Annotated in this window: 25 protein-coding genes; 10 read left to right on the top strand and 15 right to left on the bottom strand. The window is 42.2% G+C overall.

Going from position 1 to position 22,781, the window contains the following annotated elements; genetic code table 11:
- Window positions 1-34: 34 nt before the first annotated feature.
- On the top strand, window positions 35-622 hold the full coding sequence (locus V7K30_RS25045; RefSeq protein WP_335003908.1) for a nuclear transport factor 2 family protein: 588 nt from the start codon (window positions 35-37) through the stop codon (window positions 620-622).
- 224 nt (window positions 623-846) lie between these two features.
- Here V7K30_RS25045 and V7K30_RS25040 read toward each other — a convergent pair whose 3' ends face one another.
- Entirely contained in the window at window positions 847-1,290 is a 444-nt protein-coding gene (locus V7K30_RS25040; RefSeq protein WP_335003906.1) for a (2Fe-2S) ferredoxin domain-containing protein, read from the bottom strand.
- 263 nt (window positions 1,291-1,553) lie between these two features.
- On the bottom strand, window positions 1,554-1,706 hold the full coding sequence (locus V7K30_RS25035; RefSeq protein WP_335003904.1) for a hypothetical protein: 153 nt from the start codon (window positions 1,704-1,706) through the stop codon (window positions 1,554-1,556).
- Window positions 1,707-1,957: 251 nt separating this feature from the next.
- Here V7K30_RS25035 and V7K30_RS25030 point away from each other — a divergent pair, with 251 nt between their 5' ends.
- Window positions 1,958-4,183, top strand: a complete 2,226-nt coding sequence (locus V7K30_RS25030; RefSeq protein WP_335003902.1) for an FdhF/YdeP family oxidoreductase — start codon at window positions 1,958-1,960, stop codon at window positions 4,181-4,183.
- A 56-nt stretch (window positions 4,184-4,239) separates the two neighbouring features.
- Entirely contained in the window at window positions 4,240-4,929 is a 690-nt protein-coding gene (locus tag V7K30_RS25025; protein ID WP_335003900.1) for a Uma2 family endonuclease, read from the top strand.
- A 156-nt stretch (window positions 4,930-5,085) separates the two neighbouring features.
- On the opposite strand, the gene V7K30_RS25020 is transcribed toward V7K30_RS25025, so the two are convergent.
- Genes V7K30_RS25020 through V7K30_RS25010 form a run of 3 tightly spaced genes read right to left on the bottom strand, consistent with a single transcriptional unit; the run spans window position 5,086 to window position 6,917 of the window.
- Entirely contained in the window at window positions 5,086-5,253 is a 168-nt protein-coding gene (locus V7K30_RS25020; protein WP_335003898.1) for a hypothetical protein, read from the bottom strand.
- 19 nt (window positions 5,254-5,272) lie between these two features.
- The gene (locus V7K30_RS25015) at window positions 5,273-5,680 is read right to left on the bottom strand and encodes a hypothetical protein (RefSeq protein ID WP_335003897.1); all 408 of its coding nucleotides are present in this window, start codon (window positions 5,678-5,680) and stop codon (window positions 5,273-5,275) included.
- A gap of 55 nt (window positions 5,681-5,735) precedes the next feature.
- Window positions 5,736-6,917: a serine hydrolase domain-containing protein gene (locus V7K30_RS25010; protein WP_335003895.1), complete on the bottom strand. Its 1,182-nt coding sequence runs from the start codon at window positions 6,915-6,917 to the stop codon at window positions 5,736-5,738.
- A gap of 143 nt (window positions 6,918-7,060) precedes the next feature.
- Between V7K30_RS25010 and fdhD the strand changes: the two genes are divergently transcribed.
- Window positions 7,061-7,900: a formate dehydrogenase accessory sulfurtransferase FdhD gene (fdhD, locus tag V7K30_RS25005; protein WP_335003893.1), complete on the top strand. Its 840-nt coding sequence runs from the start codon at window positions 7,061-7,063 to the stop codon at window positions 7,898-7,900.
- A 304-nt stretch (window positions 7,901-8,204) separates the two neighbouring features.
- Here the strand turns inward: fdhD and V7K30_RS25000 are convergent, their stop codons facing one another.
- From V7K30_RS25000 to V7K30_RS34370, 3 genes are all read right to left on the bottom strand, one after another.
- The gene (locus tag V7K30_RS25000; RefSeq protein ID WP_335003891.1) at window positions 8,205-8,810 is read right to left on the bottom strand and encodes a CDP-alcohol phosphatidyltransferase family protein; all 606 of its coding nucleotides are present in this window, start codon (window positions 8,808-8,810) and stop codon (window positions 8,205-8,207) included.
- A 103-nt stretch (window positions 8,811-8,913) separates the two neighbouring features.
- The gene (ilvD, locus tag V7K30_RS24995; RefSeq protein ID WP_335003890.1) at window positions 8,914-10,656 is read right to left on the bottom strand and encodes a dihydroxy-acid dehydratase; all 1,743 of its coding nucleotides are present in this window, start codon (window positions 10,654-10,656) and stop codon (window positions 8,914-8,916) included.
- 361 nt (window positions 10,657-11,017) lie between these two features.
- Window positions 11,018-11,218 (bottom strand): SDR family NAD(P)-dependent oxidoreductase, encoded by a 201-nt coding sequence (locus V7K30_RS34370; RefSeq protein WP_442941105.1) that lies wholly within the window; start codon window positions 11,216-11,218, stop codon window positions 11,018-11,020.
- Between V7K30_RS34370 and V7K30_RS24990 the strand changes: the two genes are divergently transcribed.
- Window positions 11,132-11,470: a hypothetical protein gene (locus V7K30_RS24990; protein WP_335003889.1), complete on the top strand. Its 339-nt coding sequence runs from the start codon at window positions 11,132-11,134 to the stop codon at window positions 11,468-11,470. The two genes, V7K30_RS34370 and V7K30_RS24990, sit on opposite strands and share 87 nt — an antisense overlap.
- A 16-nt stretch (window positions 11,471-11,486) precedes the next feature.
- On the opposite strand, the gene V7K30_RS24985 is transcribed toward V7K30_RS24990, so the two are convergent.
- The gene (locus V7K30_RS24985; RefSeq protein WP_335003888.1) at window positions 11,487-13,142 is read right to left on the bottom strand and encodes a B12-binding domain-containing radical SAM protein; all 1,656 of its coding nucleotides are present in this window, start codon (window positions 13,140-13,142) and stop codon (window positions 11,487-11,489) included.
- Window positions 13,143-13,444: 302 nt separating this feature from the next.
- Here V7K30_RS24985 and V7K30_RS24980 point away from each other — a divergent pair, with 302 nt between their 5' ends.
- Window positions 13,445-15,064, top strand: a complete 1,620-nt coding sequence (locus V7K30_RS24980; protein ID WP_335003886.1) for a cyclic peptide export ABC transporter — start codon at window positions 13,445-13,447, stop codon at window positions 15,062-15,064.
- Between the two features lie 105 nt (window positions 15,065-15,169).
- Here V7K30_RS24980 and V7K30_RS24975 read toward each other — a convergent pair whose 3' ends face one another.
- Window positions 15,170-15,613, bottom strand: coding sequence for a TOBE domain-containing protein (locus V7K30_RS24975; protein WP_335003884.1), 444 nt, complete (start codon window positions 15,611-15,613; stop codon window positions 15,170-15,172).
- Window positions 15,614-15,706: 93 nt separating this feature from the next.
- Between V7K30_RS24975 and modA the strand changes: the two genes are divergently transcribed.
- A complete protein-coding gene (modA, locus tag V7K30_RS24970) occupies window positions 15,707-16,501 on the top strand; it encodes a molybdate ABC transporter substrate-binding protein (RefSeq protein WP_335003882.1) in 795 nt (264 codons plus the stop codon).
- A 539-nt stretch (window positions 16,502-17,040) separates the two neighbouring features.
- On the opposite strand, the gene V7K30_RS24965 is transcribed toward modA, so the two are convergent.
- The 4 genes from V7K30_RS24965 to V7K30_RS24950 all read right to left on the bottom strand — a co-directional run bounded on the left by V7K30_RS24965 (window position 17,041) and on the right by V7K30_RS24950 (window position 19,136).
- A complete protein-coding gene (locus V7K30_RS24965) occupies window positions 17,041-17,598 on the bottom strand; it encodes a peroxiredoxin (protein ID WP_335003880.1) in 558 nt (185 codons plus the stop codon).
- A gap of 57 nt (window positions 17,599-17,655) precedes the next feature.
- Window positions 17,656-17,898, bottom strand: a complete 243-nt coding sequence (gene sipA, locus V7K30_RS24960) for a regulatory protein SipA (RefSeq protein ID WP_335003878.1) — start codon at window positions 17,896-17,898, stop codon at window positions 17,656-17,658.
- Window positions 17,899-18,044: 146 nt separating this feature from the next.
- Window positions 18,045-18,566, bottom strand: a complete 522-nt coding sequence (locus tag V7K30_RS24955) for a Coq4 family protein (protein WP_335003876.1) — start codon at window positions 18,564-18,566, stop codon at window positions 18,045-18,047.
- 63 nt (window positions 18,567-18,629) lie between these two features.
- Window positions 18,630-19,136: a Spy/CpxP family protein refolding chaperone gene (locus V7K30_RS24950; RefSeq protein ID WP_335003875.1), complete on the bottom strand. Its 507-nt coding sequence runs from the start codon at window positions 19,134-19,136 to the stop codon at window positions 18,630-18,632.
- Window positions 19,137-19,412: 276 nt separating this feature from the next.
- On the opposite strand from V7K30_RS24950, the gene V7K30_RS24945 reads away from it, so the two are divergent.
- The 3 genes from V7K30_RS24945 (at window position 19,413) to V7K30_RS24935 (ending at window position 22,102) form a co-directional block, all read left to right on the top strand.
- Entirely contained in the window at window positions 19,413-20,678 is a 1,266-nt protein-coding gene (locus tag V7K30_RS24945; RefSeq protein ID WP_335003874.1) for a sensor histidine kinase, read from the top strand.
- Window positions 20,678-21,340: a response regulator transcription factor gene (locus V7K30_RS24940; protein ID WP_335004112.1), complete on the top strand. Its 663-nt coding sequence runs from the start codon at window positions 20,678-20,680 to the stop codon at window positions 21,338-21,340. Before V7K30_RS24945 ends, V7K30_RS24940 begins: the two co-directional genes overlap by 1 nt.
- 177 nt (window positions 21,341-21,517) lie before the next feature.
- Window positions 21,518-22,102, top strand: a complete 585-nt coding sequence (locus V7K30_RS24935; RefSeq protein WP_335003873.1) for an O-acetyl-ADP-ribose deacetylase — start codon at window positions 21,518-21,520, stop codon at window positions 22,100-22,102.
- A gap of 177 nt (window positions 22,103-22,279) precedes the next feature.
- Here the strand turns inward: V7K30_RS24935 and V7K30_RS24930 are convergent, their stop codons facing one another.
- Window positions 22,280-22,705, bottom strand: coding sequence for a nucleoside deaminase (locus V7K30_RS24930; protein WP_335004110.1), 426 nt, complete (start codon window positions 22,703-22,705; stop codon window positions 22,280-22,282).
- Between the last annotated feature and the right edge of the window lie 76 nt (window positions 22,706-22,781).

Here is a 22,781-nt window from a genome sequence, read left to right as displayed (position 1 = left end):
TATCTCGTTTTTGTTAAATCGGATCACATTGATTGTGCTTGCAGTCACTTTTGTGCTGTTTATTGGAGGTAGGTTTGAACTAGCAAGTGCATCTCAACCTAACGCAGAATTAGAAATTCAAAAATTAACATCCTGTTACTCGCTGGGAACTGATGCCATTGGTAGAGGAAATCTCCTAGAGGGAAAGAATATTTATCGGGATTGTTTTACTCAAGATGCTGTCCTTACTGCTATTTTTCCTGATGGGGCAACTCAAACAAGTTATGGGACGGATTCTTGGGCAGATTTTGTCTATTCAGTATTCCAAGGAAATGGTTATACAGCTACCCAACACTTGATGGGTACGATAAACATTTCAGTTGAGAATAATAAAGCAACCATGACCTCTTATCTCCATGCGACTCACAAACGTTCAGAAACCAGCATTGATGTTGCTAATGGTACTTATGAAGATGAAGTCGTAAACAAAGCTGGACGCTGGAAAATTCGTAAACGTACTCTCAAACTCATCGATTTCTTGAATCTCAGTTCCCCAACCACTGCTTCCTCAAGTACTAATGCCCGAAGCACTAATTCCTCACCTACTATGGTAGTACCAAATATACCTCGCTTAAAGTCGTAATCGCTGAGATATGAATGGCACCAATACGGTTTGGATAAGTATTCTTCACCTCCCTTGTAGTCTAGGAAAAAGGTAAGAAGATAAAAGGTGAGGGGTGAATTCAAATATTCACCCCTTTTTACTTTGCCACTTAACCGAACCATAGTGCGATCCAAAACACAATTTGGTATTCAATAATTTAGTGAAAAAAATATCCTAATCTCAGCGTTAGCAAAACTGTAAAATCATCCTTTATTCTGTTTGATGCGTGAGTAAAGAAGTTCGCGATCGCTCTGAGGATTTACAATTAAGCATGGACTATTACCGCCACTTCCATTACTTACAATAACAACAGTAATTCCCATCCGTGGACAAACTCCTAAACAACTGGTGCTAACGACCCGAAATTCACCCCATAATCCCTCAAATTTTAAACGAGATTTCAACCAATTCTCTAAGTCTTCGGAAACCGTTGAGCTTCTGCTAGTTGGATGAAAACTATTTGACCGTTCGTTTGCACATTGGGAACACACAAGCACCAAACCAGACTCCCATCGGGGAGAAACACTCTTGATAGATGTGTCTAACGGGCGAGAATTTATTAAGGGCGATGTCTGCTGAGAATTGGATACAAACTTTTTGAGGATACGTTGGAGCAATATCTTAATACACTGGGTCAGTTTCTTCATGGACAACCCTACCTATTTTTATAAACAACGTGAACTGAATCAAAAGACCTCTCGCTGGTTTTACTAGGTAAAACCTTCCCTCTCCGAGTCGGAGAGAAACTTGAACTAAAGTTCAAGGTAGGGAGAGGTTTGTCGAACTCACGTTGAACAGGATAATGTAAATTTCCTGTTTAGTCTGTTCTGGTAGATCATCTAATAATCAGCGCTTCTGAGCAATTTGCTGCAAGTATCCAATTAGCTGTTCTCCGGCGGTGTCAATGTGTTCATTTTAGTAACCTGACAGCAGCTTTTGTATCCTGCTTTTGATAAACATCTAAGAGTTGATAGTGTTCTTTTTGAGAACCTTCTTGGTAATCCATCTGCGCTAATTGTACGCGGACATAGCGATCGCAAATAATGTGTAAAGTTTTAATCATTCTCAAAGCGGGTCTAGGCTGCAAAGGCTGCTTTTGGATATCTGTTCAGCCCACTATTGCGATCAGAATTTAGTTTTTGTCAGTAAGACGGGCTGCCCGATGACCAGCAGCATCATGTTTGCTTCCTGGAATGATATCATGTCCGCATAATTAGTTACGATTCCCACAGTCATTTGAAATCCGTGCTACTAAAATGCTACTAAAAACGGTAGCCTAAAAGAACCACCACATCGCTTTACTTTCTTACCGTCATGTTGCCTAAACCCAAGAAGTATTGGACACCACAGCACTGGGCAAGTTGGAAGCCTTTCGGGATTGGCGAACAGTACCCCAACAATTATTGGGAGGTTTTTCGGGCAATTTGGCTGTCTCGTGACAAACTACCCTATGCGTGGAATATTCTCGATAAAGGTGTCTGCGATGGTTGCGCTCTCGGAACAACCGGGATGAAGGATTGGACAATAGAAGGCATCCATCTCTGCAATGTCCGGTTGCGGCTGTTGCGGATGAATACTATGCCAGCTTTTGACCCTATGCTACTAGAGGATGTTTCGCAGTTACAAAAGCAAAAAAGTGCCCAATTACGCGACTTGGGACGGCTTCCTTACCCGATGATCCGTCAACGAGGGGAAAAAGGCTTTCGCCGTGTTAGCTGGGATGAAGCTTTAGGGGTAATTAGCGATCGCATCCGCACTACCACACCAGACCGCCTCAGTTTCTATGTTACCAGTCGCGGTACTGTCAACGAAACTTATTATGCTACCCAAAAAGCTGTGCGGGCAATGGGAAGCAATAATATTGATAACGCTGCCCGCATCTGCCATTCTCCCAGTACGGCAGGACTGAAAGCTGCTATTGGTGCAGGGGCTACCACCTGTTCTTATAAAGACTGGATTGGCACTGATTTATTAGTCTTCATTGGCTCCAATGTTGCCAATAATCAGCCTGTTACCGTCAAGTATCTCCATTACGCCAAGAAAGCTGGCACAAAAATTGTAGTTATTAATACTTACCGTGAGCCAGGAATGGAGCGCTACTGGGTGCCCTCAATTGTGGAAAGTGCCGTTTTTGGTACAAAGTTTGCCGAAGACTTCTTCTTAATCAACATGGGCGGGGATATAGCATTTTTGAATGGCACAATTAAACATATAATTGCTAACAATTGGGTAGACCAGTCATTTATTGATTTACACACAGATGGCTTTGCCGAACTCAAGGCATCGTTAGAAAGCCAATCTTGGGAAGAATTAGAGCGGCTTTCTGGTACATCCCGCGAGTCAATGTACGCCTTTGCCAAAATGGTCAAAGAAGCTAATAAAGCCGTATTTGTTTGGAGTATGGGCATTACCCAGCATGAATGCGGCGAAGATAATGTGCGAAGTATCATCAACTTAGCTCTCACCAAAGGTTTTGTCGGTCGGGAAGGCTGCGGTTTAATGCCAATTCGCGGTCACTCTGGGGTGCAAGGTGGTGCAGAGATGGGATGTTACGCCACAGTCTTTCCTGGTGGTAAATCCATTACTTCAGAAAATGCTGCCCAATTGAGTCAACATTGGGGCTTTGAAGTGCCAGCAACTAAAGGTTTAATTGCTCCAGAAATGATTAACGCCGCACATCAGGGGGAATTAGATGTGTTGTTTTCCGTGGGCGGGAATTTCCTAGAAGTGCTGCCAGAACCGGATTATGTGGAAGCGGCGCTGAAGCAAATACCGTTGCGGGTACACATGGATATTGTTCTCTCCAGCCAGATGTTGGTGGAACCTGCTGACACTGTGGTGCTTTTACCTGCGACGACTCGCTACGAAATCCCAGGAGGAGTCACAGAAACTAACACCGAACGCCGGGTAATTTTCAGTCCAGAAATTCCGGGGCCACGCATTGGAGAAGCCCGTCCAGAGTGGGAAGTGTTTTTAGAATTGGCAAGGCGGGTAAAGCCAGATTTGGCAGATAAGCTGGCTTTTGCTGACACAGCTGCTATCCGTCAAGAAATTGCTCAAGTCGTCCCCCAATATGCTGGTATTCAACACTTACAGCAGGCTGGCGATCAATTTCAGTATGGTGGGTCACATTTGTGCTTTGGTTGGAATTTCCCTACAGCGGATGGTAAGGCACACTTTGGGGTATTATTGCCACGGCAAAGAGAATTACCAGAGGGCTATTTCTTAGTAGCAACGCGCCGAGGTAAGCAATTTAATAGTATGGTGCAGGAACGCAAAGATGCAATTACTGGGGCGGTGCGAGAGGCGGTGCTAATGAATGCTGCTGATGCGGCCCAGTTGGGTTTAAAAGATGGAGATAAAGTAATTCTTAAGAATGAGTTAGGCGAGTTATTCTGTCAAGTCTATATTGTGCCAATTCAGTCAGGAAACTTGCAAGTACATTGGCCAGAAGGGAACGTGCTACTAGATAAAAGTAAGCGATCGCTCGAAGGAGTTCCTGATTATAATGCAGTAGTACGCCTAGAAAAGCAAACCTAATATTAACGCTTTCCGACTGCTACGCTCAACTTAATATAACTCCAAAACTTGCAGCCATGTCTGTCGCCAAAGATTTTGAAACCCCAGAAGATGTTATATTTCCACCAGGGGATTTAGAAAGTAATGAGCCACCATTGGAAACATACCTACATTTGCAGCAAATGCTGCTATTGATAAAATGCATTGATTGGTGGTGGCGGGACCACAACGACTTTTTTGCTGCCGGCAATCTTAGCATTTATTACAGTCCACGCCAGCGTAAATCCCAAGACTTTCGGGGGCCAGATTTCTTTGTCGTTTTAGATACTGAACGCAAACCCCGTGATAGTTGGGTTGTTTGGGAAGAAGACGGCAAATATCCAAATTTGATTATAGAACTGCTTTCAAAGTCAACCGCAGCGACTGACAAGGGCTTAAAAAAACAAATTTACCAAGATATCTTTCGCACTCCTGAATATTTCTGGTTTGACCCCAAGAATTTAGAATTTGCTGGGTTTATTTTGTTGGGTGGTACGTATCAACCTATAGAACCCAACCCACAAGGATTGTTGTGGAGTCAGCAGCTAAGTTTGTACTTGGGCGTTTATGAAAATCAATTACGCTATTTCAATGCGGAAGGACAGTTAATGCCTACGCCTGAAGAAATTGCACAGTGGGAAACGGAACACGCCGAACAAGAAAGACAACGCGCTGAACGCCTAGCAGCAAAATTGCGAGAACTGAACATTGACCCAGAAAATTTATAAAGGTGCTTCCTAAGTGATGTGAAGTTTATTTGACAAAACTTGGCTTATTTGAAAAGCTGATCTAGAGTTACTTCCAAGGCATAAACCAGTAGAATGTGCTTTGCTGGATGAATTATAGTTGGATTTGGCGGTAACAGTTAAGTTAAGCTAAAAGCCTTACTCAAAAACTTTTAGCTCTTTTTTTATGTATTCCCTAAGCTCATCTTCAGTATAATTAAGCGGCTTAATTTTTCCGTTGGAAACAAGGGTCAATCTTACCTTTTCAAGTTGATCTTGATGTAGATAATAATTGCCGTCTAAGTTTTCCAAATCTAACTCATTCATAAATAAAAAAACTGCTACTTTATTGGAGTACTGTAGTAGCTTTTTTTTTATCTTCATCGCTGAATTCTTTTTGTTGCAAAAACAGTTCTATTGCGTTAACTCGCATATATTTACATAGAAAGTGAATATCTACATAACCTGCATCAAAAATTTCTATGCTGAATGGTTTTGGTCTTGGGTTCAATACAGACATAATTCTAATCCAGTCTGTATCTGACAAATTAATCCAAAGTGAAGGAGTTGATAGAATAAAGCTAAGTACATATCCAATAGGAAATTTTGCTTGGCAAGCTAATATTTGGGCAAAATCATATTTTTCCATCTCATGCAAAAACTGACTAAAATAATCAATTCCGTAAGAATCTCCTTCATTTTTGTAGATTTCATTGAGGAAATTCAACATCTCTTGTTGGTTATTATTACTCATGGCAAACGTGTATTTACTACTTTATTATCCCATTCGCCTCAAATTTATATTAGGATCATTTATTCTCAACAACCTCTAGACCTGTCTTAGCTACTGATTTAATATCAACATTCTGATTGTTTAGTAGCACTACTATAGTGGTTTTTTGATTGGGTAAATATGCCAGCAATGTTACGAAGCCATAAGCTGTACCAGTATGCCCAATTGCTTTTTCTAAAGGAGATGAGAACCGTTCTACACCCAACCCATAGCTATAGCCTTCGCCATTATCTTTAAATTTCAGCATTTCTTTCATCATCTTCGAGGAAAGTAAGCTTTTTTTGACAAATAACGCTTTAGCGAACTTGGCTAAATCCTCTGCTGTTGAAACTAATCCACCATCTCCTAAACCATTGCCATCATTGACTTGGGCGTAGCTATCTAGCTTACCATCCTTATTGCGATCGCCATAACCTATAGCTACTTCTCCAATTGTCGGTTCGCGCAATTCCGTGAAGGTATGTTTTAACCCTAATGGTTTTAAAATCTGACTGCGGATTGCTTGTGCGAGAGTTCCTCTAGTTATATTTTCAACAATCAGTTCCAAAAGAATGTAGTTGCAATCAGTATAAATAAATTTTTCTCCGGGATTTGCCTGCGGTTGTTCTTGGTACATATATCGAATAGCTTCTCTTGCTGTCCAAGGCTGTGAGCGACTTCTTTTCGCTGTAGCTTGAAGAAACTCTTTTGTTTCTAGGTATTCAGCAACACCACTGGTGTGGTTGAGCAGTTGACGAACTGTAATTTTGTCGCTGTTGATAATATGAGGACTGATGTCTCTTGGTAGGTAGGTTGCGATCGCCCGATCTAATTCTATCTTCCCTTGTTCCACTAATTTCAGCACAACCACCGCCATAAAAGTTTTACTCATACTGGCAATAGAAAAGCCATCTGTGGTTTTCATCCGGGTTTTAGTTGACAAGTTATTCACACCAGATGCTCCCAGCCAAGAACCTTTAGGTGTAGAAATATACATGACTGCACCAGGAATTTTTTGTTCTGCAACTATCTCATTTAAAAGTGTCTGTAATTGAGAACTTTTTCCGACGGTGGAGGTGGACATAACTTGTTTAGCAAGAGATTTTTCAATTACTCTTTGACTAATGTTACTACCCACTAAGTATCCTGCAAAACCAAGGGGAATCACAAAGACTATTGCAAATAAAATTTTGCTGAAAGCCAAAAATTTTAGGTTCATTTTACTTCCTAAACAGAAACCTAGCCGATCTAGCTCAACAGTACAAAATAGTTGGTGAGCATCAACCTGACATCTGATATACAAATAGCATTACTCTGTTTCCAGATTAGTATCAAAGTTTCAATTCACCAAGGATCACAAATATGACAATGCCAACTAAGAGCAAAACCAAAGCCACTGTCTGGGTAATGGAAAAAGGTCAAGTACGGCCTCGTTTAGACCAACTCACCACCGAAGAACCTTTAGAAATTCGCCTTGCTCCTTTCCAAAAGACAGTCGCTGTCACCATGCGGACACCAGGGGCAGATTTTGAACTAGCAGCTGGTTTCCTCTACAGCGAAGGAGTCGTTAGCCGCAGGGAAGATATCCGACGGATTAGCTACTGCGTAGATGAATTAGTAGATGGTGAGCAACGCCATAACATCGTAAATGTAGAACTGCGGGACGGGTTGATTCCAGACTTACAGCCTTTGGAGCGTCATTTCTACACTAGTAGCGCCTGTGGGGTGTGTGGTAAGGCTAGCCTTGAGGCTTTGCGTATGCGGGGATGTCCAGTGATTCCTTCGGGCCCAACAGTAACACCTGAGATCATCTACAGCCTACCAGACAAGCTCCGGGCTGCTCAAGGTATCTTCACTGCTACAGGGGGTTTGCACGCTGCGGCAACCTTCGATGTTCAAGGACAACTGTTAAACCTGCGGGAGGATGTTGGACGACACAATGCTTTGGATAAATTGATTGGTACAGCTTTGCTCAGTGACGAGTTGCCTTTAAATAATTGTATTGTCCTGGTCAGCGGACGCTCTAGTTTTGAAATTTTGCAAAAGTCTACAACTGCTGGAGTTCCCATTGTCTGTTCTGTTTCCGCTCCCAGTAGTTTAGCTGTGTCTGTCGCCAAGGAATTCGGGATTACCTTAATTGGATTCCTGCGCGGAGAACGGTTCAATGTTTACACTGGTTTGCAAAGAATAAACGCTGCTTAAGAACATTAAGACAGGATCAAGCAAGTAAAAATCACCGAATTTACGATGTTTAAAATTTGTCAAATGGAATTGAAGATTCAAGAGCCTTCGACTGAGCGCTCACGCCGTTCGCGTAGCGTTCCGCAGGAAAGTCCAAAATTTAAACAGGTCTGAGAAAAAGCGAATTTAAACGCGAGAATAATTCTATTATCTAAAATCTAAAATTACTTGACTTGCCCCTGACTTGATTGCTATGAGTCAATCTAAAATCTAAAATCTAAAATCCAAAATTGATTGACAGCCCAATGCCCAATGCCCCGTTATCCTAGTTTGATTCAGACTGCGGGAGTGCCCAAAATTGCCAAATTACCCATATAGCAAAAGTTGGTGCTCCAATTGTAGCCGCCATTAGTAACGGCTCTAGTCCATCCAGTAAGGTAACTATGGGAAACAAATACAGCACGTCTTCAATGTCAAACCCGGCGAAATTTGGTTGACGGCTGGCGTCTTTACCTAAACGCTGTTCCATTTGGTTTCGCAAATGAAAGATGCAAGCAACAGACACGCCAGATACTATCCCCATAAGCAACGCCCACCAACCAAATTTTCCCTCCCTAAGACCATATCCAATACACACAAACAAAAGAATGTGAATGATGGCGTCACTAGCGAGATCATACTGATGTCCCCATTTGCTGCTTTTCCCACTCAAACGAGCTAATTCACCGTCTGTGTGATCTAGAAAGTTGGATAAAGCAAATAGCCCTGCCCCTATGTTAGCCCAGATAGCATCGCCAACTGCGATCGCAATGGCAGCCGCCAACCCTGTCACAAGTCGCACTGTGGTAAGATGATTGGGGTTTACCCAACTGTCTTTTAGAGGTTTAACTAGCCAGTAAGCAAGTTGAGCATCCCAAGGCTTTATGGTCATATATGAATAGGACTTACGCAAGTGTCATATTCTTATCGTAGAGGTTGTCCAGAGTCAAAAGTCAAGAGTTTAAAAAATCTGGACTCTGGACTCTTGACGGAAACTAATGGGATACAAAGTTATTGAACAGATCCAAATCCGTTACTGCACCGATACTGCTAGAAGATACCAAAAAGGCATATTTTGCCAATACGCCTTTAGTGTAACGGGGTGAAGGAGGTTGCCAGTTTGCACGGCGGCGAGCTAATTCTGACTCAGATATGTTCAACTGCAAGAGGCGTGCAGGTGCATTAATGGTAATACTATCGCCTTCTTCTACAAGAGCGATCGCACCACCAACTGCGGCTTCTGGTGCAACGTGACCAACCACCATGCCGTAAGTGCCACCAGAAAAGCGCCCATCGGTAATTAATCCCACAGCATCACCTAAGCCAGCACCGATAATTGCAGAAGTGGGAGCTAGCATTTCCCGCATACCCGGGCCACCCTTGGGCCCTTCATAGCGGATGACGAGAATATCACCTGCTTGAATTTTCCCGGACAAGATTGCATCTAAAGAGGCTTCTTCCGATTCAAACACCCGTGCGGGCCCAGTAATTACTGGCTTTTTCACCCCGGTAATTTTAGCGACCGCACCTTCTGTAGCCAGATTACCTCTGAGGATGGCTAAGTGTCCTTGAGCATACATCGGGTTATTCCAGGGACGGATCACATCTTGGTGGGCGGATGGTTCTGCTGGTACATCTGCCAAGACTTCTGCAACTGTTTGACCACTGATGGTGAGGATATCTCCGTGTATTAAGTCATGCACAAGTAGCATTTTCATCACTTGGGGAATGCCACCAGCTTTGTGCAAGTCTGTAGCTACATACTTACCACTGGGTTTTAAATCACATAAAACAGGAACACGGGCGCGGATAGTTTCAAAGTCATCCAGGGTTAACTCTACATCAGCGGCGCGGGCGATCGCTAAGAAATGCAATACTGCATTCGTCGAACCACCCACCGCCATAATCACAGAAATGGCATTCTCTATAGATTTGCGGGTGATAATTTGCCGGGGCAAGATTTGTTTGCGGATAGCTTCGACTAACACAAACGCTGATTTTTCCGTGCTGTCGGCTTTTTCGGCATCTTCTGCCGCCATTGTTGAGGAATAGGGCAAACTCATCCCCATCGCCTCGAAAGCTGAAGACATGGTGTTAGCTGTGAACATTCCCCCACATGAACCAGCACCAGGACAAGCCCGACTTTCAACTTCTAATAGTTCTTTGGAGTCAATCTTCCCAGCGCTATATTGACCAACAGCTTCAAAAGAACTGACAACGGTTAAATCGCGTCCGTTGTAGTGTCCAGGTTTAATGGTGCCACCGTAAACGAATATTGCAGGGATATTCATCCGCGCGATCGCTAACATTGCCCCTGGCATATTCTTATCACAACCGCCAATGGCCAGCACACCATCCATACTTTGCCCAGTACAGGCAGTTTCAATCGAGTCAGCAATTACTTCCCGCGACACTAGGGAATATTTCATCCCTTCAGTTCCCATCGAAATCCCGTCGCTGATGGTAATTGTGCCAAACACTTGTGGCATCGCCCCAGCATTTTTAACAGCAATTTCTGCCCTTTGTGCCAGTTGATTTATCCCCATATTGCAGGGGGTGATAGTGCTATAGCCATTGGCAATACCGACAATGGCTTTATTGAAATCTTCATCTGTAAAACCAACAGCACGCAGCATTGCTCTATTAGGCGATCGCTGCACTCCTTGCGTCACAACTTGGCTTCTCAAATTCTCCTTAGTCGCATTACTTGAATACCCTGGAGTATATTTCTCCGACATAGTTACATCATCCTATGACTTGCATGTATGAGTATCATAGGTAGCAATTTTTCCGATGTCCAATATATATTTATGAATATTTGAGACTTATAAAATATCAAAACTCTGGAACTGCGACACCTGCGCTACTTCATTAGTCCTGATAAATATGAATTTGATGTGGTCTTTTGACAGAAACATTGACGACTACCACATCCAATACGGTTCGGTTAACGTGTTTGTCTCTCGAAGATCCCCCCAACCCCCCTTAAAAAGGGGGGCTTTTTCTAATCTTTACCCTCTTTTTAAGGGGGTCGCCGCAGGCGGGGATTTTGTCCGAACCGTATTACTACCACATCTATCTATAGATATAGATTTTTATTTAAGAACTGGCAGTTTTCTCGAACGGGCCGAGCATCAGGGCGGCGATCGACGACGTGAAAAGGATTCGACCCTTGCCACGCTCAACCATGTCCTTAACCACCCGTTTGGCAAGATGTACAGACGATACGAGGTTCAGATTGATCAGATTGAGTTCGTCCTTCAGGTCGGTTTCACGGGCGAACTCACCACCGACACCAATACCCGCGTTGATGGCGATCGCATCCACTGGTCGGCCAGTCGCCTTAATCTAGTTATAGAGCGTCTCAACACCATCATAGGTAGCGAGAGCAATGGTGAAATAGGACTTTTAGCTAGCTTTGATAGTCAATTTTTTCCCAAATATCTAAACAAAGCCTCAGCCCTATTTGCAACAAACCCCAGATGTATTATGCGTGAGCTATCAAATTTCAATGTAGCACTTGTAGCAACCGATGGTTTTAAAGAACCCTAGTACCTAATGTTGACAGTTAGCTACGAACTTTAGTGAGGATTTTTTGGGAATAAAACGAAGCCGATTCTTCGTTTTTGGCACAATCTTGGGCAAACTTAATCAAATGGTGTCCGACAAGTCCAACGTGAATCAAGTTTTCAATATTACCCGCTTTCAGTGCTGGCTTGGCCATTTTCCAAAAAGTCTGACGATAGTTACTAAATACGCCTATTCGCAGCAAAATATTGGTTAAATAAGTTAAACCTTTGCGAATATTTGCCGCAGAAGCGCGATCTGGGCTGTTGGGTACTTCGATGCGGTTTGGGTAAGTGTGTTCCATATTGTAGGCAAACCGCTCATATAAAAATTCTGGCTCATAAGCAGTTGTGATGCAGCGCCGCCACATCTCAATAACTTGCTCGTAGGGCATCAAAAACTCAACATTTGATTCGCGGCTTTCATCAAAGACAAGTCGCCCTTCTGCTTCTAACCTCCGCCATAGCGGAGTTCTAGGTAATGCATGAAGGAGGTTAATTGTCAACATCGGAATTTGGGATGCCCGAATAAATTCGATAATTCGGTCTGCTGTTTCTGGTGTATCTGTATCTAACCCAATGATGATTCCTGATACTACTTCCATGCCATAGCTATTTAAAATCTGAATCGCTTTTAAGATTGGTATACTCAGATTTTGGTCTTTGGAAATAGCATGGAGAGCCTGTGGTTCCGGTGTTTCAATGCCGCAAAAGATTGTGCAGAAATAAGCTTCGCGCATCATCTCCAGCAGTTTTGGACTTTGAGCTAGGTTGAGCGTTGCTTCACAGGCAAACTGGATGGGGTAGCCATTGCGCTTTTGCCAGTCAATCAGATGAGGAAGCAACTTCATGGCGGCACGGCGATCGCCAACAAAGTTATCATCGACAAAATACACTGCTCCCAAATTGCCAGATCGCCGCATTGCATCTAACTCCGCGACTACTTGCTCTGGTGTCTTCATTCGGGGAGTGTTGCCATAGAGTTCTGGAATATCACAAAACTCGCAGCGATAAGGGCAACCACTCGAAAACTGCACATTTGCCAGGAAATAATCATTGATATTCAGCAAATGATAAGCTGGAGTCGGAAACTCTGTTAGGGGCAGACGTTCCTTGCTTTCAAAGCGAATTTGCGCTTGGGGACGTTCCAGATTTTGGTCGAGATATTCGATCATGCGATCGCTTCCATCTCCCAATTCACCCAAATTTAAAATGTCAAACTCAGGATAATATTCTGGACACCCAGATACCGAGGGGCCACCCACAACTGTGATTTTGCCGGCTCGATGGGCAAGTTCATTAATTTGATTAATCTGTGGTTTCTGGATATGCATTCCACTCACAATCACCACATCAGCCCATTGGTAATCAGCCCTAGTTGCCGATTTGACATTCTCATCAATAAACCGCACTTCCCATTTTTTAGGTAAGTAGGCAGCCACAATTAAAATACCTTGGGGTGGCATAAAAGCCCGGACATTACCCATAAGTGGGTAGGCGTGATGAAAAGTACCAAAGGAGCGACTGTATTTAGGAAAGATACACAGAATGCGTCGATGGTGCAAGGGAACGTAGCGGCTTCCTTGAGTGACAGCAGCGGTTTTGGAATTGGCCGCTACATCAAATTGGTTCTCCAAAGATTTCAGATTCAGAGTCATCGTAAATTTTACCCCAGAAAACTGAGCAGCTAATTTGACAATTTATTCACATAATCAGCTGTAATTGCAACTAGCTTACCAAAGAAAGGCTTGAGGCTCCAAAGCAATTTTCCTCCAGCAAGAACTGCCTTCTGCCTTCTTCATCGTCATATTTCAGGGGTATTTAACTGGTAAAATATAAAATCTACCCTAGCAATGCAAATTTAATTGGTTGGCAAACAACTGTCATAAAAATCGGACATGGGACATAAAAAGAGAGATTTTCATTTTTTGTTGTGTCCAACAGGGTATGGGCGTTTGTCATGAATTTGATTTACTTTCTTTTGCGTTCTTCTTGGGGGATGGTGGCGATCGCGATCGCTACGGGATTCCTGAGTGGCGGTAGTAGTGCTGGCTTGATTGCCTTAATTAGTCATGCTGCAAGTAGCAGTGGTGGTTACCGGCTGACATCGATAATTTGGGGTTTTGCGGGGCTGGCAATTGTCGCCTTGATTACCAGTATTATTTCCCAAGTGATGCTGATTCGCCTTTCTCAGAATGCAGTTTTGCAATTACGGATGCGTTTGAGTCGCCAAATTCTCGCTTCTGAGTTGAGTCATCTGGAACGTTTAGGGAATCCTCGATTATTGGCAACTCTAACAGAAGATATTCAGGCGGTTGCTAATGCTGTTTATCAGATGCCTTTCATCTTTATTAATCTAGCGATCGTCCTGGGTTGCATAGCATATATAACCTGGCTTTCTTGGTTAGTACTGCTGATGGTTTGTGGTATTTCAGTAGTAGCGATCGCTAGTTGTCAGTGGCTACTCAACAGAGGAGGAAAATTGCTAGCCCTAGCTCGTGATGATGAAGATCATCTATTTAAGCATTTTCGCACCATTACCGAAGGAGTCAAGGAACTCAAGCTAAATTACAGGCGACGTGAAGACTTTTTAGAAGAAAAACTGCAATCAACTGCTAACGAATTCCGTCATCACAACGTTAACGGTTTAACCCTTTTTGCCACAACTTCAAGCTGGGGTCAACTCGTATTCTTTTTTGCCCTTGGTTTTGTACTGTTCGCGCTGCCTAATCTACTTACCATCAATCCCCAAACTCTCTCTGGCTATATTTTGACCTTGACTTACTTGGTGTTACCAATGGATAACATCATCAGCAAACTTCCCCTATTAAGCAAAGCCAGCATTGCGCTACAAAAAATAGAATCACTGGGTTTATCTCTAGCTAGCCGAACTGAAATATCGACTGTTCCACCTGCTCTTAAATCTGACTGGCACAGCTTAAAATTTAAAAGTGTTACCCACACTTACTACACAGATCAAGAAGACAATAGCTTTATCTTTGGCCCCATCGACCTGATATTGTATCCTCAAGAATTAGTCTTCATTGTCGGTGGCAATGGTAGCGGTAAATCTACGTTAGCGAAACTAATTACTGGACTTTACATACCGGAAAATGGCGAAATTTGGTTTGATGACGAGTTAATTAGCGAACAGAACCGAGAATGGTATCGCCAGCATTTTTCCGTGGTATTTTCCGACTTCTATTTATTTGAAGAACTTTTAGGATTAAAAAATTCTGACTTGGATGCTCAAGCCAAAAAATATTTACAACAACTGCAACTAGACCATAAGGTGAAAGTTGAAAATGGGAAACTTTCTACCACAGCACTTTCTCAAGGACAACGGAAACGATTAGCTTTACTCACAGCCTACTTGGAAGATCGACCAATTTATCTATTTGATGAGTGGGCAGCTGATCAAGATCCAGTATTTAAAGAAGTATTTTACACCCAACTATTACCAGAACTGCGATCGCGGGGCAAAACAGTTCTGGTGATTAGCCACGATGATCGCTATTTTCATTTAGCAAACCGAATTATCAAACTTGATTATGGACAAATAGAGTACGACAAAACTTAACCCAATAGGCTTGGGTTAAGGCTTGATCCTCCCTAACCCTCCTTTTTAAGGAGGGAATAAGAGCAATTTTGCTAGTTCTTCTTGAGTGAATAGCGAAGCGACAGCCTATTCTCTGGCAATAACTATATCGTTGGACTTAATAACGGCATAAGCCTCTTTCCCCTCAGACAAATCCAACTCTTCTACCGATACTCTGGTGATAATCGAAGTTAACTCAACTTTGTGAATAATCTCCAGCGTCACCTCACTATTAACGGCTCCAGTGACAACTCGTTTAACAACACCCTTCAGAATATTGCGGGAGCTAACTTTGAGTGGTTTCTTTTGAATACTAATTTCTATCTCAGGCTGTTGAGCGTAGATATCTTCCTCTTCTGTATTTATGGTTGGTAGCGAGTTGGATGGTGAGGAGTATTGATTAAGACCACGTACCAATTCCCGGAGAATCTCGGTCTTGGTTCGCTGAGACTGACCGCAAAACTCTTCCAAAATCTTGCGCTCCTCTTCTGAGGTTTGAAATGTGACCCACCCTTGTTCTTTTCTAGGCATAAATTTACCGATATAGTTGGGAAAATCTTGGTATTATTGTTACGATTCTACCTAGCATCCATTTTAGAAAAAAACCTCTCAAACACCTTTTCTATGAAAAGAAGACAGATTTTTGGCTTTCTGGGTATAGTAGTTGCTGGCTTGCTGCTGGCAATTGGTTTACCATTTGTTACTCCTTCTCCTGTAATAGCACAGTCAAACACCAGCATACTTGTGTCCGCAGCTGCCAGCTTAAAAGATGCGCTGGAAGAAATTAAACCTTTGTACCAACAAAGTAAATCAAATATCAATATTAGTTATAACTTTGGGGCTTCTGGTGCCTTGCAGCAACAGATTGAGCAAGGTGCGCCAGCGGATATCTTTATTTCTGCTGGCAAAAAGCAAGTGGATGCCTTGGAACAAAAAGGACTGTTGCTACCAGGTAGCCGGATTAACCTAGCAAATAACCGTCTAGTCTTGATTGTGGCTCAGGATGTTGTTGGCATCAGTAGCTTCTACAATTTAACAGATAGTAAGATTAAAAAAATTGCGATCGGTGAACCTAGAAGTGTACCCGCCGGTCAATATGGGGAAGAAGTCTTAAAGAAATTGAAAATTTATGATCGGGTCAAGTCAAAATTGGTCTTTGCTAACAATGTGCGTCAAGTTTTGGCAGCAGTAGAAAGTGGCAACGCCGAAGCGGGTTTAGTTTATGCCACTGATGCCAAAATCTCCAACAAGGTAAAAGTCGTAGTCGCTGCTGACGATAAATTTCACTCACCAATTGTCTATCCAATGGCTGTACTCAAGAGTAGTAAAAATACTTCTGCTGCCAAGGAATTTGTCGAGTTTTTATCTGGCAGTCAAGCCAAGACTGTACTCAAAAAATATGGGTTTATCGTAAATTGAAGGGTTTAAGACCCGCAACGTCAACACGTAGCTCAAAGGCTGAGTGGCTCCCACTCCGTTCAGTTACCCTGCGGGATCTTGCTACAGTCGGGGTTTATTTCTAAACGTTGGCGCTGCCCGCCACTAAAATTAGTAGCACCCTCAAGCAAGTTGCCTTATTTCCTGTCAATGCGTAAGTCCTAGATAAGTCTTTGACCGAAAATTATATCATGCCCCGCCCAAGCGTGGGCGGAACAAATCCAAAATCCAAAATTTAAAATCATATTACCCTGCACCCTGAGCGTAGTTGAAGGGTGGTCGGGGTCAATCCAAAAGACGCTCGATAGCGCGGCGTAGCGTTAGCGAGCGTCTGACTCGCTAACGCTACGCTATCGGCAATCCAAAATCCAAAATTGCTTGACTTAAACCAGTGGCGATTGAAACGCGATTTAGCTGGAGGTGGCTCTTTAGCGGATGTGGGAATTTATTGCTTGAATGCAACGCAAATTATAAGCGTTAGCCTCAGCTAAGAAAGCGAATCCCTAACTTAGGCTAATCGTTTAAGAAGCTGCGGACTGTAATTTTTCTAGTCGTGCCAGCACTTCTGAACTGTGAATGGTTGGGTTGACTTTGACAAAAGTCTCGCGTAAGACGCCCTGAGGATCGATGAGAAAACTGTGGCGCATGGATAAGAAGCCAAGCCACGAACCGTAAGCTTTACTCACTGAACCATCAGTGTCAGCCAACAGCGGGAATTTTAGTCCCTCTGAATCACAAAATTTGGCGTGAGAATCAATGTCATCAGCACTGACACCAATAATCTGGGCATTTTTTTGGAGGTATTGGGGTAAGTCTTGCTGAAAACGACGAGCCTCTATAGTACAACCAGAGGTGAAGTCTTTAGGATAAAAGTACAGGACTAGCCACTTACCACGCAAGTCAGAGAGGGAGATTTTGCCATCACCTGTGTTGGTTGGCAAAGTAAACTCTGGTGCGGGTTGATTAATTGCCGGAAGTTTACCACCAAGAGCATCAGCAGCAGGGGTAAAATTCAGCCAGCTGATCACAGAAATACAGCTGGCAAATAATATGCTTAAAAAAGTGCGGCGGGAAATCATGGTGCAAACCAAAATCACAACTTTACACAAGTTTACAATTCTTGGTTACTAGTAATCTCACTCTAAATTAGATTCGGGTGGGGTATCTGTGCTTTCGATGTATTGGCTATCTAGGAGAAAAGCTCCCCTAGTAAAGCGAATACCCCAATATCCACCAGGTCTGCGGTCAATGACTATACCCTCTTCGCCAATGTGAATCACATCGGGGGGGCGCAGCATGGGCATAGGTTCAGCAGTTTTGACGTAGGCTGGTAGTGCCACAACACGGACTTTACTACCAATTGCGAATTCTTTTGACATCTTAATCAAGCTAGGAGTTTTGAATTAACTCATAACTCATAACTAGCTTGAAAGTCTACTAAATTGGGCATTGGGTATGGGAATAAATAGGGAAAGGGAAAGGGGATGAAGTTTTTCCCCTTTCCGCATCTTCTGCAAGAAGTCTATTAATTTTTGACTATGGAAAACAATGCCTGGACATCAGTCAAGGGTGAGTGCCATAGTAATTCTGGTTGCCAAGTATCTGGGTCAAAGTGGGAGTGACGACCGCGTTGGTATGCTTGCCAAAGTCTGTCCCAGGTAAATTGTTGTCGAGAATTCAGGTTTTTATGAATTACTCGCAACAGTCCTAGCCCCAGCATCAAGTTAGTTATGCTAAATTTGGTTCCTAATAAAAAAACCTGTACTTCTGCTTCACCATTGAGGTCTGTGCCATAGCCTGTAAGAACGTGAACCCCGTCATGGAGTTGTTTACGGCGACTACCTGTAGTGAAGGGTTTTAAATTGTGTTCATTGAGGAAGTCTGCCCAAATTCTGCCAAAAGTGCCAGTAGGGAGGAAACGCAATTTATCTATTTCCACAATTTGGGGAACATCTCGCCCCTGTGCTTCAGCGATGCGATCGAGTAAATCTAAAACCTGTTGCAGGCGAGGAGCGGGATTTGAGGAAGCAGTGAGCGGTTGCATCATAATCTATTTTGGGGTGGGCGGCACTGCCCACTCCAAAATTATTAACTATTTTTTGAAAGATGATTATTGGGGATTGCCTTGTTGACGATTTTGACGGAATTGCTCTAGTTTTTGGCGCTGTTCGGGGGTGAAGACTGCTTGAATCTGTTGTTTTTCAGACTCCCGAATTTGTCGTATTTCGGTTTTCTGGATTTCACTCAGATTTAAGTCAGCAAAAGCATCTTTTCCACGACCGTGATGCTGACCTGGTTGCCGTTGACCTGTTTGTCCCTGAGCCTTACGCGCTTGCCACTCAGCCCGATGTGCTTGTTTTGCTGCGTCTAATTTTGCCTTTTGTTCTGGGGTGAAAACTGCTTCCATTTTGGTGCGGCTATCGCGGCGAATTGCTTGAATTTGAGTTTTTTGGGCATCTGTTAGACCCAATTCTTTCCAAGGGCCCCTTTCTTTTTGTGGAGTTTGTGCAAGCAACACGGGTGAAGGAGAGGCTGTTTGGGCGTCAACTGCAAAGGAGGTTGCGGTTAAAGTTAAGGCGATCGCTCCAGCGACTAGCGATAATGCTTTGAGTTTCATTACTTGTTTGGTGGTTTTTCCTGGTTGGATGCCACCATCATAAGAACTTATCTTCAGTAGTTACATGAGGAGAAAGTCATGGTTATACCCATGACTAAAGTCATGATTGAATTTTGACAAACATGATTGACAATAAATAGTTAAGGTTAGGAGTTTAGAGTTTGGAATAATGAAGATTTTTATGTTGAAGCGGGGGAAGCCACAGCTCAAATATCTGGAACTGCCAACTTCCAAATTTTAACTTCTAACTCATTCATAACTGGAGCGAAGCAACTGATGAGTCATCCAATTCAAATTAATAAACACCCTTTTCCATCTCTGCTTTATCTGGAGTGGGCACTATTGGCGATTACTGCATTGACGGCAGTTATACCACCTCCGTTACGGCGATTTCGTCCGAAGACGCCAGAACTATCAATTTGTGTTATATTTCCAGACTTGTCAATTTGTAGTATATTGCCAGAACTGTCAATTTATAGTCTGATTATTTTTGCGTTAATGGGCTTAAGATTACCCAGAAGTAACCAGATAACTAAGGTAATCTACACAGCCATTGAAATTTTATTGATTTTAACAACTGGACTTTTTGGAGAGAGATTTGCTCGCCTTTTCCCCGTTCTCTACATAATTTTAGTTACTCGCAGTTGCTTAATTTTTAAGTTACCGGGGCGTTTATTCATTACTACTTTATCATTTACCTTATTTTTAGTTACTACACAGCTAAAATACCAGCTATTCAATTTTCAAGCATCACCACAAGCCCAAGAGCGATCTCGTTTTTTTAGCTTGAATTGGTCGCTGACATTTGGCTTAAGTTTGGTTTTTGTGTTGTTGATGATGAATGCAGTATTATCTGAACGGCACAGTCGAGAAAAGCTAGCGATCGCTAACGAAAAACTCGGTCAATACGCCATGCGAATTGAAAATCAAGCTACCTTAGAAGAACGTAACCGCATTGCTCGTGAAATTCATGATTCATTAGGTCACTCTCTGACTGCTTTAAATCTGCAATTAGAAACTGCTTTAAAATTGTGGTCATCTAACCCAGGTAAGGCTGAAACATTTCTAGCAACAGCAAAGGAGTTAGGTTCAAAAGCGCTAAAAGATGTCCGTCAATCTGTTTCTACTATGCGTTCTAATCCCTTACAAGAGCAATCTTTAGAACGGGCGATCGCTAATCTTTCAGAAAATTTTTATAGCTCAAATGGCATTTTACCAATTTATCAAATTAACCTGGAATATTCTCTACCACCTGAAATCAATACCGCTATTTACCGGATTACTCAAGAATCTTTGACAAATATATCTAAATATGCATATGCAACCGAGGTTAAACTGGAACTCACTACGACAAGAGGCAATTTACGATTGATAGTTCAGGATAATGGTAAAGGTTTTGATTTAGGGCAAAATACTACTGGTTTTGGACTTCATAGTATGCGCGATCGCACTTTAGCACTGGGAGGTGAGTTTAAGATTAATAGCGCTCTTGGTTCTGGTTGCAAAATTACAGTTAATATTCCATTAACAAGGTTTATATGATGATTAAAGTGTTGCTGGTAGATGACCAAAGTTTAATTCGTCAAGGATTAAAAGCATTATTGGAACTACAACCAGATTTAGAGATAGTAGGAGAAGCAGAAAACGGTGAACAAGCGATTACTTTGGTTGCGGAATTTCAGCCAGATGTCGTATTGCTAGATATCAGAATGCCCATTATGGATGGAGTTGCAGCCACGCGGGAGATTCAAAAACGTTTTGCCAAAACTAAGATTTTAGTACTGACGACTTTTGATGATGATGAATATGTGTCAGCAGCATTGCGAAATGGAGCAATGGGTTATTTATTGAAAGATACACCATCAGAAGAATTAGCTGTTGCTATTCGTGCCGTTCATAAGGGATATACTCAATTAGGCCCAGGTATAGTTAAAAAGCTGTTGACTCAGTTTTCTAATAGTACACCAACCCAATCATCGGCTGTACCATCTAGTTTAGCTGAACTCACTCCTAGAGAAAAAGAGGTTTTGCGATTAATTGCTACAGGCGCTAGTAACCGAGAAATTGCTCAGAAACTCTACATTTCTGAAGGGACTGTAAAAAATCATGTTACAAATATTTTAAACAGGTTGAATTTGCGCGATCGCACTCAAGCTGCTATTTGGGCAAATACATATTTATCTTATTTGAATGAGCCAAGTTAAATAATTCGTAATTCTTCACTGAGCTACTTATACAACTGAAAAGATCAGAACTTACCAATTGATAAAGTAGATAAAAAATGCATTGAATAAATCAGGAAAAAGCAGGCGATCGCTATAAATTGCGAACCTACCATTATTCGCGATCGCTCATCACCTTAAGCAGACTGATCGTTAAGCTTGAAGCTAAAACTGTATGGTGGACATCTACATAATACAATTGTAGTATTTACAATAGTCTTGATTACGCTTAATTCTTTTATGGAAGTGATTTTGGGTGATATCACAAAGCTAGAAGTTGATGCCATCGTCAATGCTGCAAATACTAGTCTGCTTGGGGGTAGTGGCGTAGATGGAGCGATACACAAGGCATCTGGATCAGACCTAGTTGATGAGTGTAGGTCACTTAGAGGATGTAAGATTGGCGATGCTAAACTAACCAAAGGATATCGCTTGCCTGCAAGCTTCATCATTCATACCGTAGGCCCAGTATGGCGAGGAGGTAATTACGGAGAACCTGAACTTCTAGCTCAGTGTTACTATAAATGTTTGCAAATTGCCGCAGATAAAGAGTTTAATAGTTTGGCATTTCCTTGCATTAGTACTGGCATTTATAAATATCCTAAAGCTTTAGCAGCTGAAGTTGCAGTGAAAATATGCGATGAACAGCTACAAAAGAATGGTCGTCCACAAAGAATAATTTTTTGCTGCTATGACCCAGAAAACTATGGAATATATACAAATATTTTAGGACTTACGCATTGACATAAGTAAATGAATATTGGTTAGATAAATTACTTTGAAACCCCAGAGGCACAGAGGATGACACTTGCTTGAGAAGGTTTTCCGACTTGAGCAAAGTGTCCGTGGTACAGAGAGAAAGAACGAGATTTTTCGAGTTATTTTGAAAGGACTATTCCTAAAAATAATTTTTTTGATAGCTTATTTAAATAATTCCAAACATTCGTGCTTTAAAACGTCTTTTGTGACTTTAATATTCCTAAATGACTTAGCAATTACCTCTTCACAAGATATATTAATCTGTGATTGATTTACAGTGATTAAATCTTGAATTGAAGCACCATATACAATTTCTGATAAACCACTCCAAATACAAGCAGTTGCACACATCGGACAAGGTTCGCCAGTTGTATATATGCTATAACCTTCTAAAGAAGGGTTTTTGAGTTTAGCTGTTAAACTGCGAATGACATTAATTTCCGCATGGGCTGATGGATCGTTGTCTCTGGTAACAGTATTATGAGCTACTGCCATGACTTCCTTATCTTTAACAATTACTGCACCGTAAGGTGCATCACCTTCTTTTGCTTCTGCCAATGCTAAACGCATAAAATATTCTGGGTTCATATAAGATCGGGTTAACATAAGGATAATGATTAATAATATCGTATTTCTAATGCTATAACTGGGAATTAAGATTAGT

The organism is Nostoc sp. (assembly GCF_036917655.1).
Lineage (GTDB): Bacteria > Cyanobacteriota > Cyanobacteriia > Cyanobacteriales > Nostocaceae > Nostoc.
This window is presented reverse-complemented; position numbering and strand designations above follow the sequence as displayed.

Coding starts and splice junctions, on each gene's coding strand:
- V7K30_RS24980 (WP_335003886.1), top strand. CDS start 13,445: ATGAATTTGATTTACTTTCTTTTGCGTTCTTCTTGGGGGATGGTGGCG.
- V7K30_RS24945 (WP_335003874.1), top strand. CDS start 19,413: ATGAGTCATCCAATTCAAATTAATAAACACCCTTTTCCATCTCTGCTT.
- V7K30_RS24930 (WP_335004110.1), bottom strand. CDS start 22,705: ATGAACCCAGAATATTTTATGCGTTTAGCATTGGCAGAAGCAAAAGAA.
- V7K30_RS24985 (WP_335003888.1), bottom strand. CDS start 13,142: ATGACTCTGAATCTGAAATCTTTGGAGAACCAATTTGATGTAGCGGCC.
- V7K30_RS24990 (WP_335003889.1), top strand. CDS start 11,132: ATGTACAGACGATACGAGGTTCAGATTGATCAGATTGAGTTCGTCCTT.
- V7K30_RS25000 (WP_335003891.1), bottom strand. CDS start 8,810: ATGACCATAAAGCCTTGGGATGCTCAACTTGCTTACTGGCTAGTTAAA.
- V7K30_RS24950 (WP_335003875.1), bottom strand. CDS start 19,136: ATGAAACTCAAAGCATTATCGCTAGTCGCTGGAGCGATCGCCTTAACT.
- V7K30_RS25040 (WP_335003906.1), bottom strand. CDS start 1,290: ATGAAGAAACTGACCCAGTGTATTAAGATATTGCTCCAACGTATCCTC.
- ilvD (WP_335003890.1), bottom strand. CDS start 10,656: ATGTCGGAGAAATATACTCCAGGGTATTCAAGTAATGCGACTAAGGAG.
- V7K30_RS25025 (WP_335003900.1), top strand. CDS start 4,240: ATGTCTGTCGCCAAAGATTTTGAAACCCCAGAAGATGTTATATTTCCA.
- V7K30_RS24975 (WP_335003884.1), bottom strand. CDS start 15,613: ATGCCTAGAAAAGAACAAGGGTGGGTCACATTTCAAACCTCAGAAGAG.
- V7K30_RS25030 (WP_335003902.1), top strand. CDS start 1,958: ATGTTGCCTAAACCCAAGAAGTATTGGACACCACAGCACTGGGCAAGT.
- sipA (WP_335003878.1), bottom strand. CDS start 17,898: ATGTCAAAAGAATTCGCAATTGGTAGTAAAGTCCGTGTTGTGGCACTA.
- V7K30_RS25020 (WP_335003898.1), bottom strand. CDS start 5,253: ATGAATGAGTTAGATTTGGAAAACTTAGACGGCAATTATTATCTACAT.
- modA (WP_335003882.1), top strand. CDS start 15,707: ATGAAAAGAAGACAGATTTTTGGCTTTCTGGGTATAGTAGTTGCTGGC.
- V7K30_RS25010 (WP_335003895.1), bottom strand. CDS start 6,917: ATGAACCTAAAATTTTTGGCTTTCAGCAAAATTTTATTTGCAATAGTC.
- V7K30_RS24955 (WP_335003876.1), bottom strand. CDS start 18,566: ATGATGCAACCGCTCACTGCTTCCTCAAATCCCGCTCCTCGCCTGCAA.
- V7K30_RS24965 (WP_335003880.1), bottom strand. CDS start 17,598: ATGATTTCCCGCCGCACTTTTTTAAGCATATTATTTGCCAGCTGTATT.
- V7K30_RS25015 (WP_335003897.1), bottom strand. CDS start 5,680: ATGAGTAATAATAACCAACAAGAGATGTTGAATTTCCTCAATGAAATC.
- V7K30_RS25035 (WP_335003904.1), bottom strand. CDS start 1,706: ATGATTAAAACTTTACACATTATTTGCGATCGCTATGTCCGCGTACAA.
- fdhD (WP_335003893.1), top strand. CDS start 7,061: ATGACAATGCCAACTAAGAGCAAAACCAAAGCCACTGTCTGGGTAATG.
- V7K30_RS24940 (WP_335004112.1), top strand. CDS start 20,678: ATGATTAAAGTGTTGCTGGTAGATGACCAAAGTTTAATTCGTCAAGGA.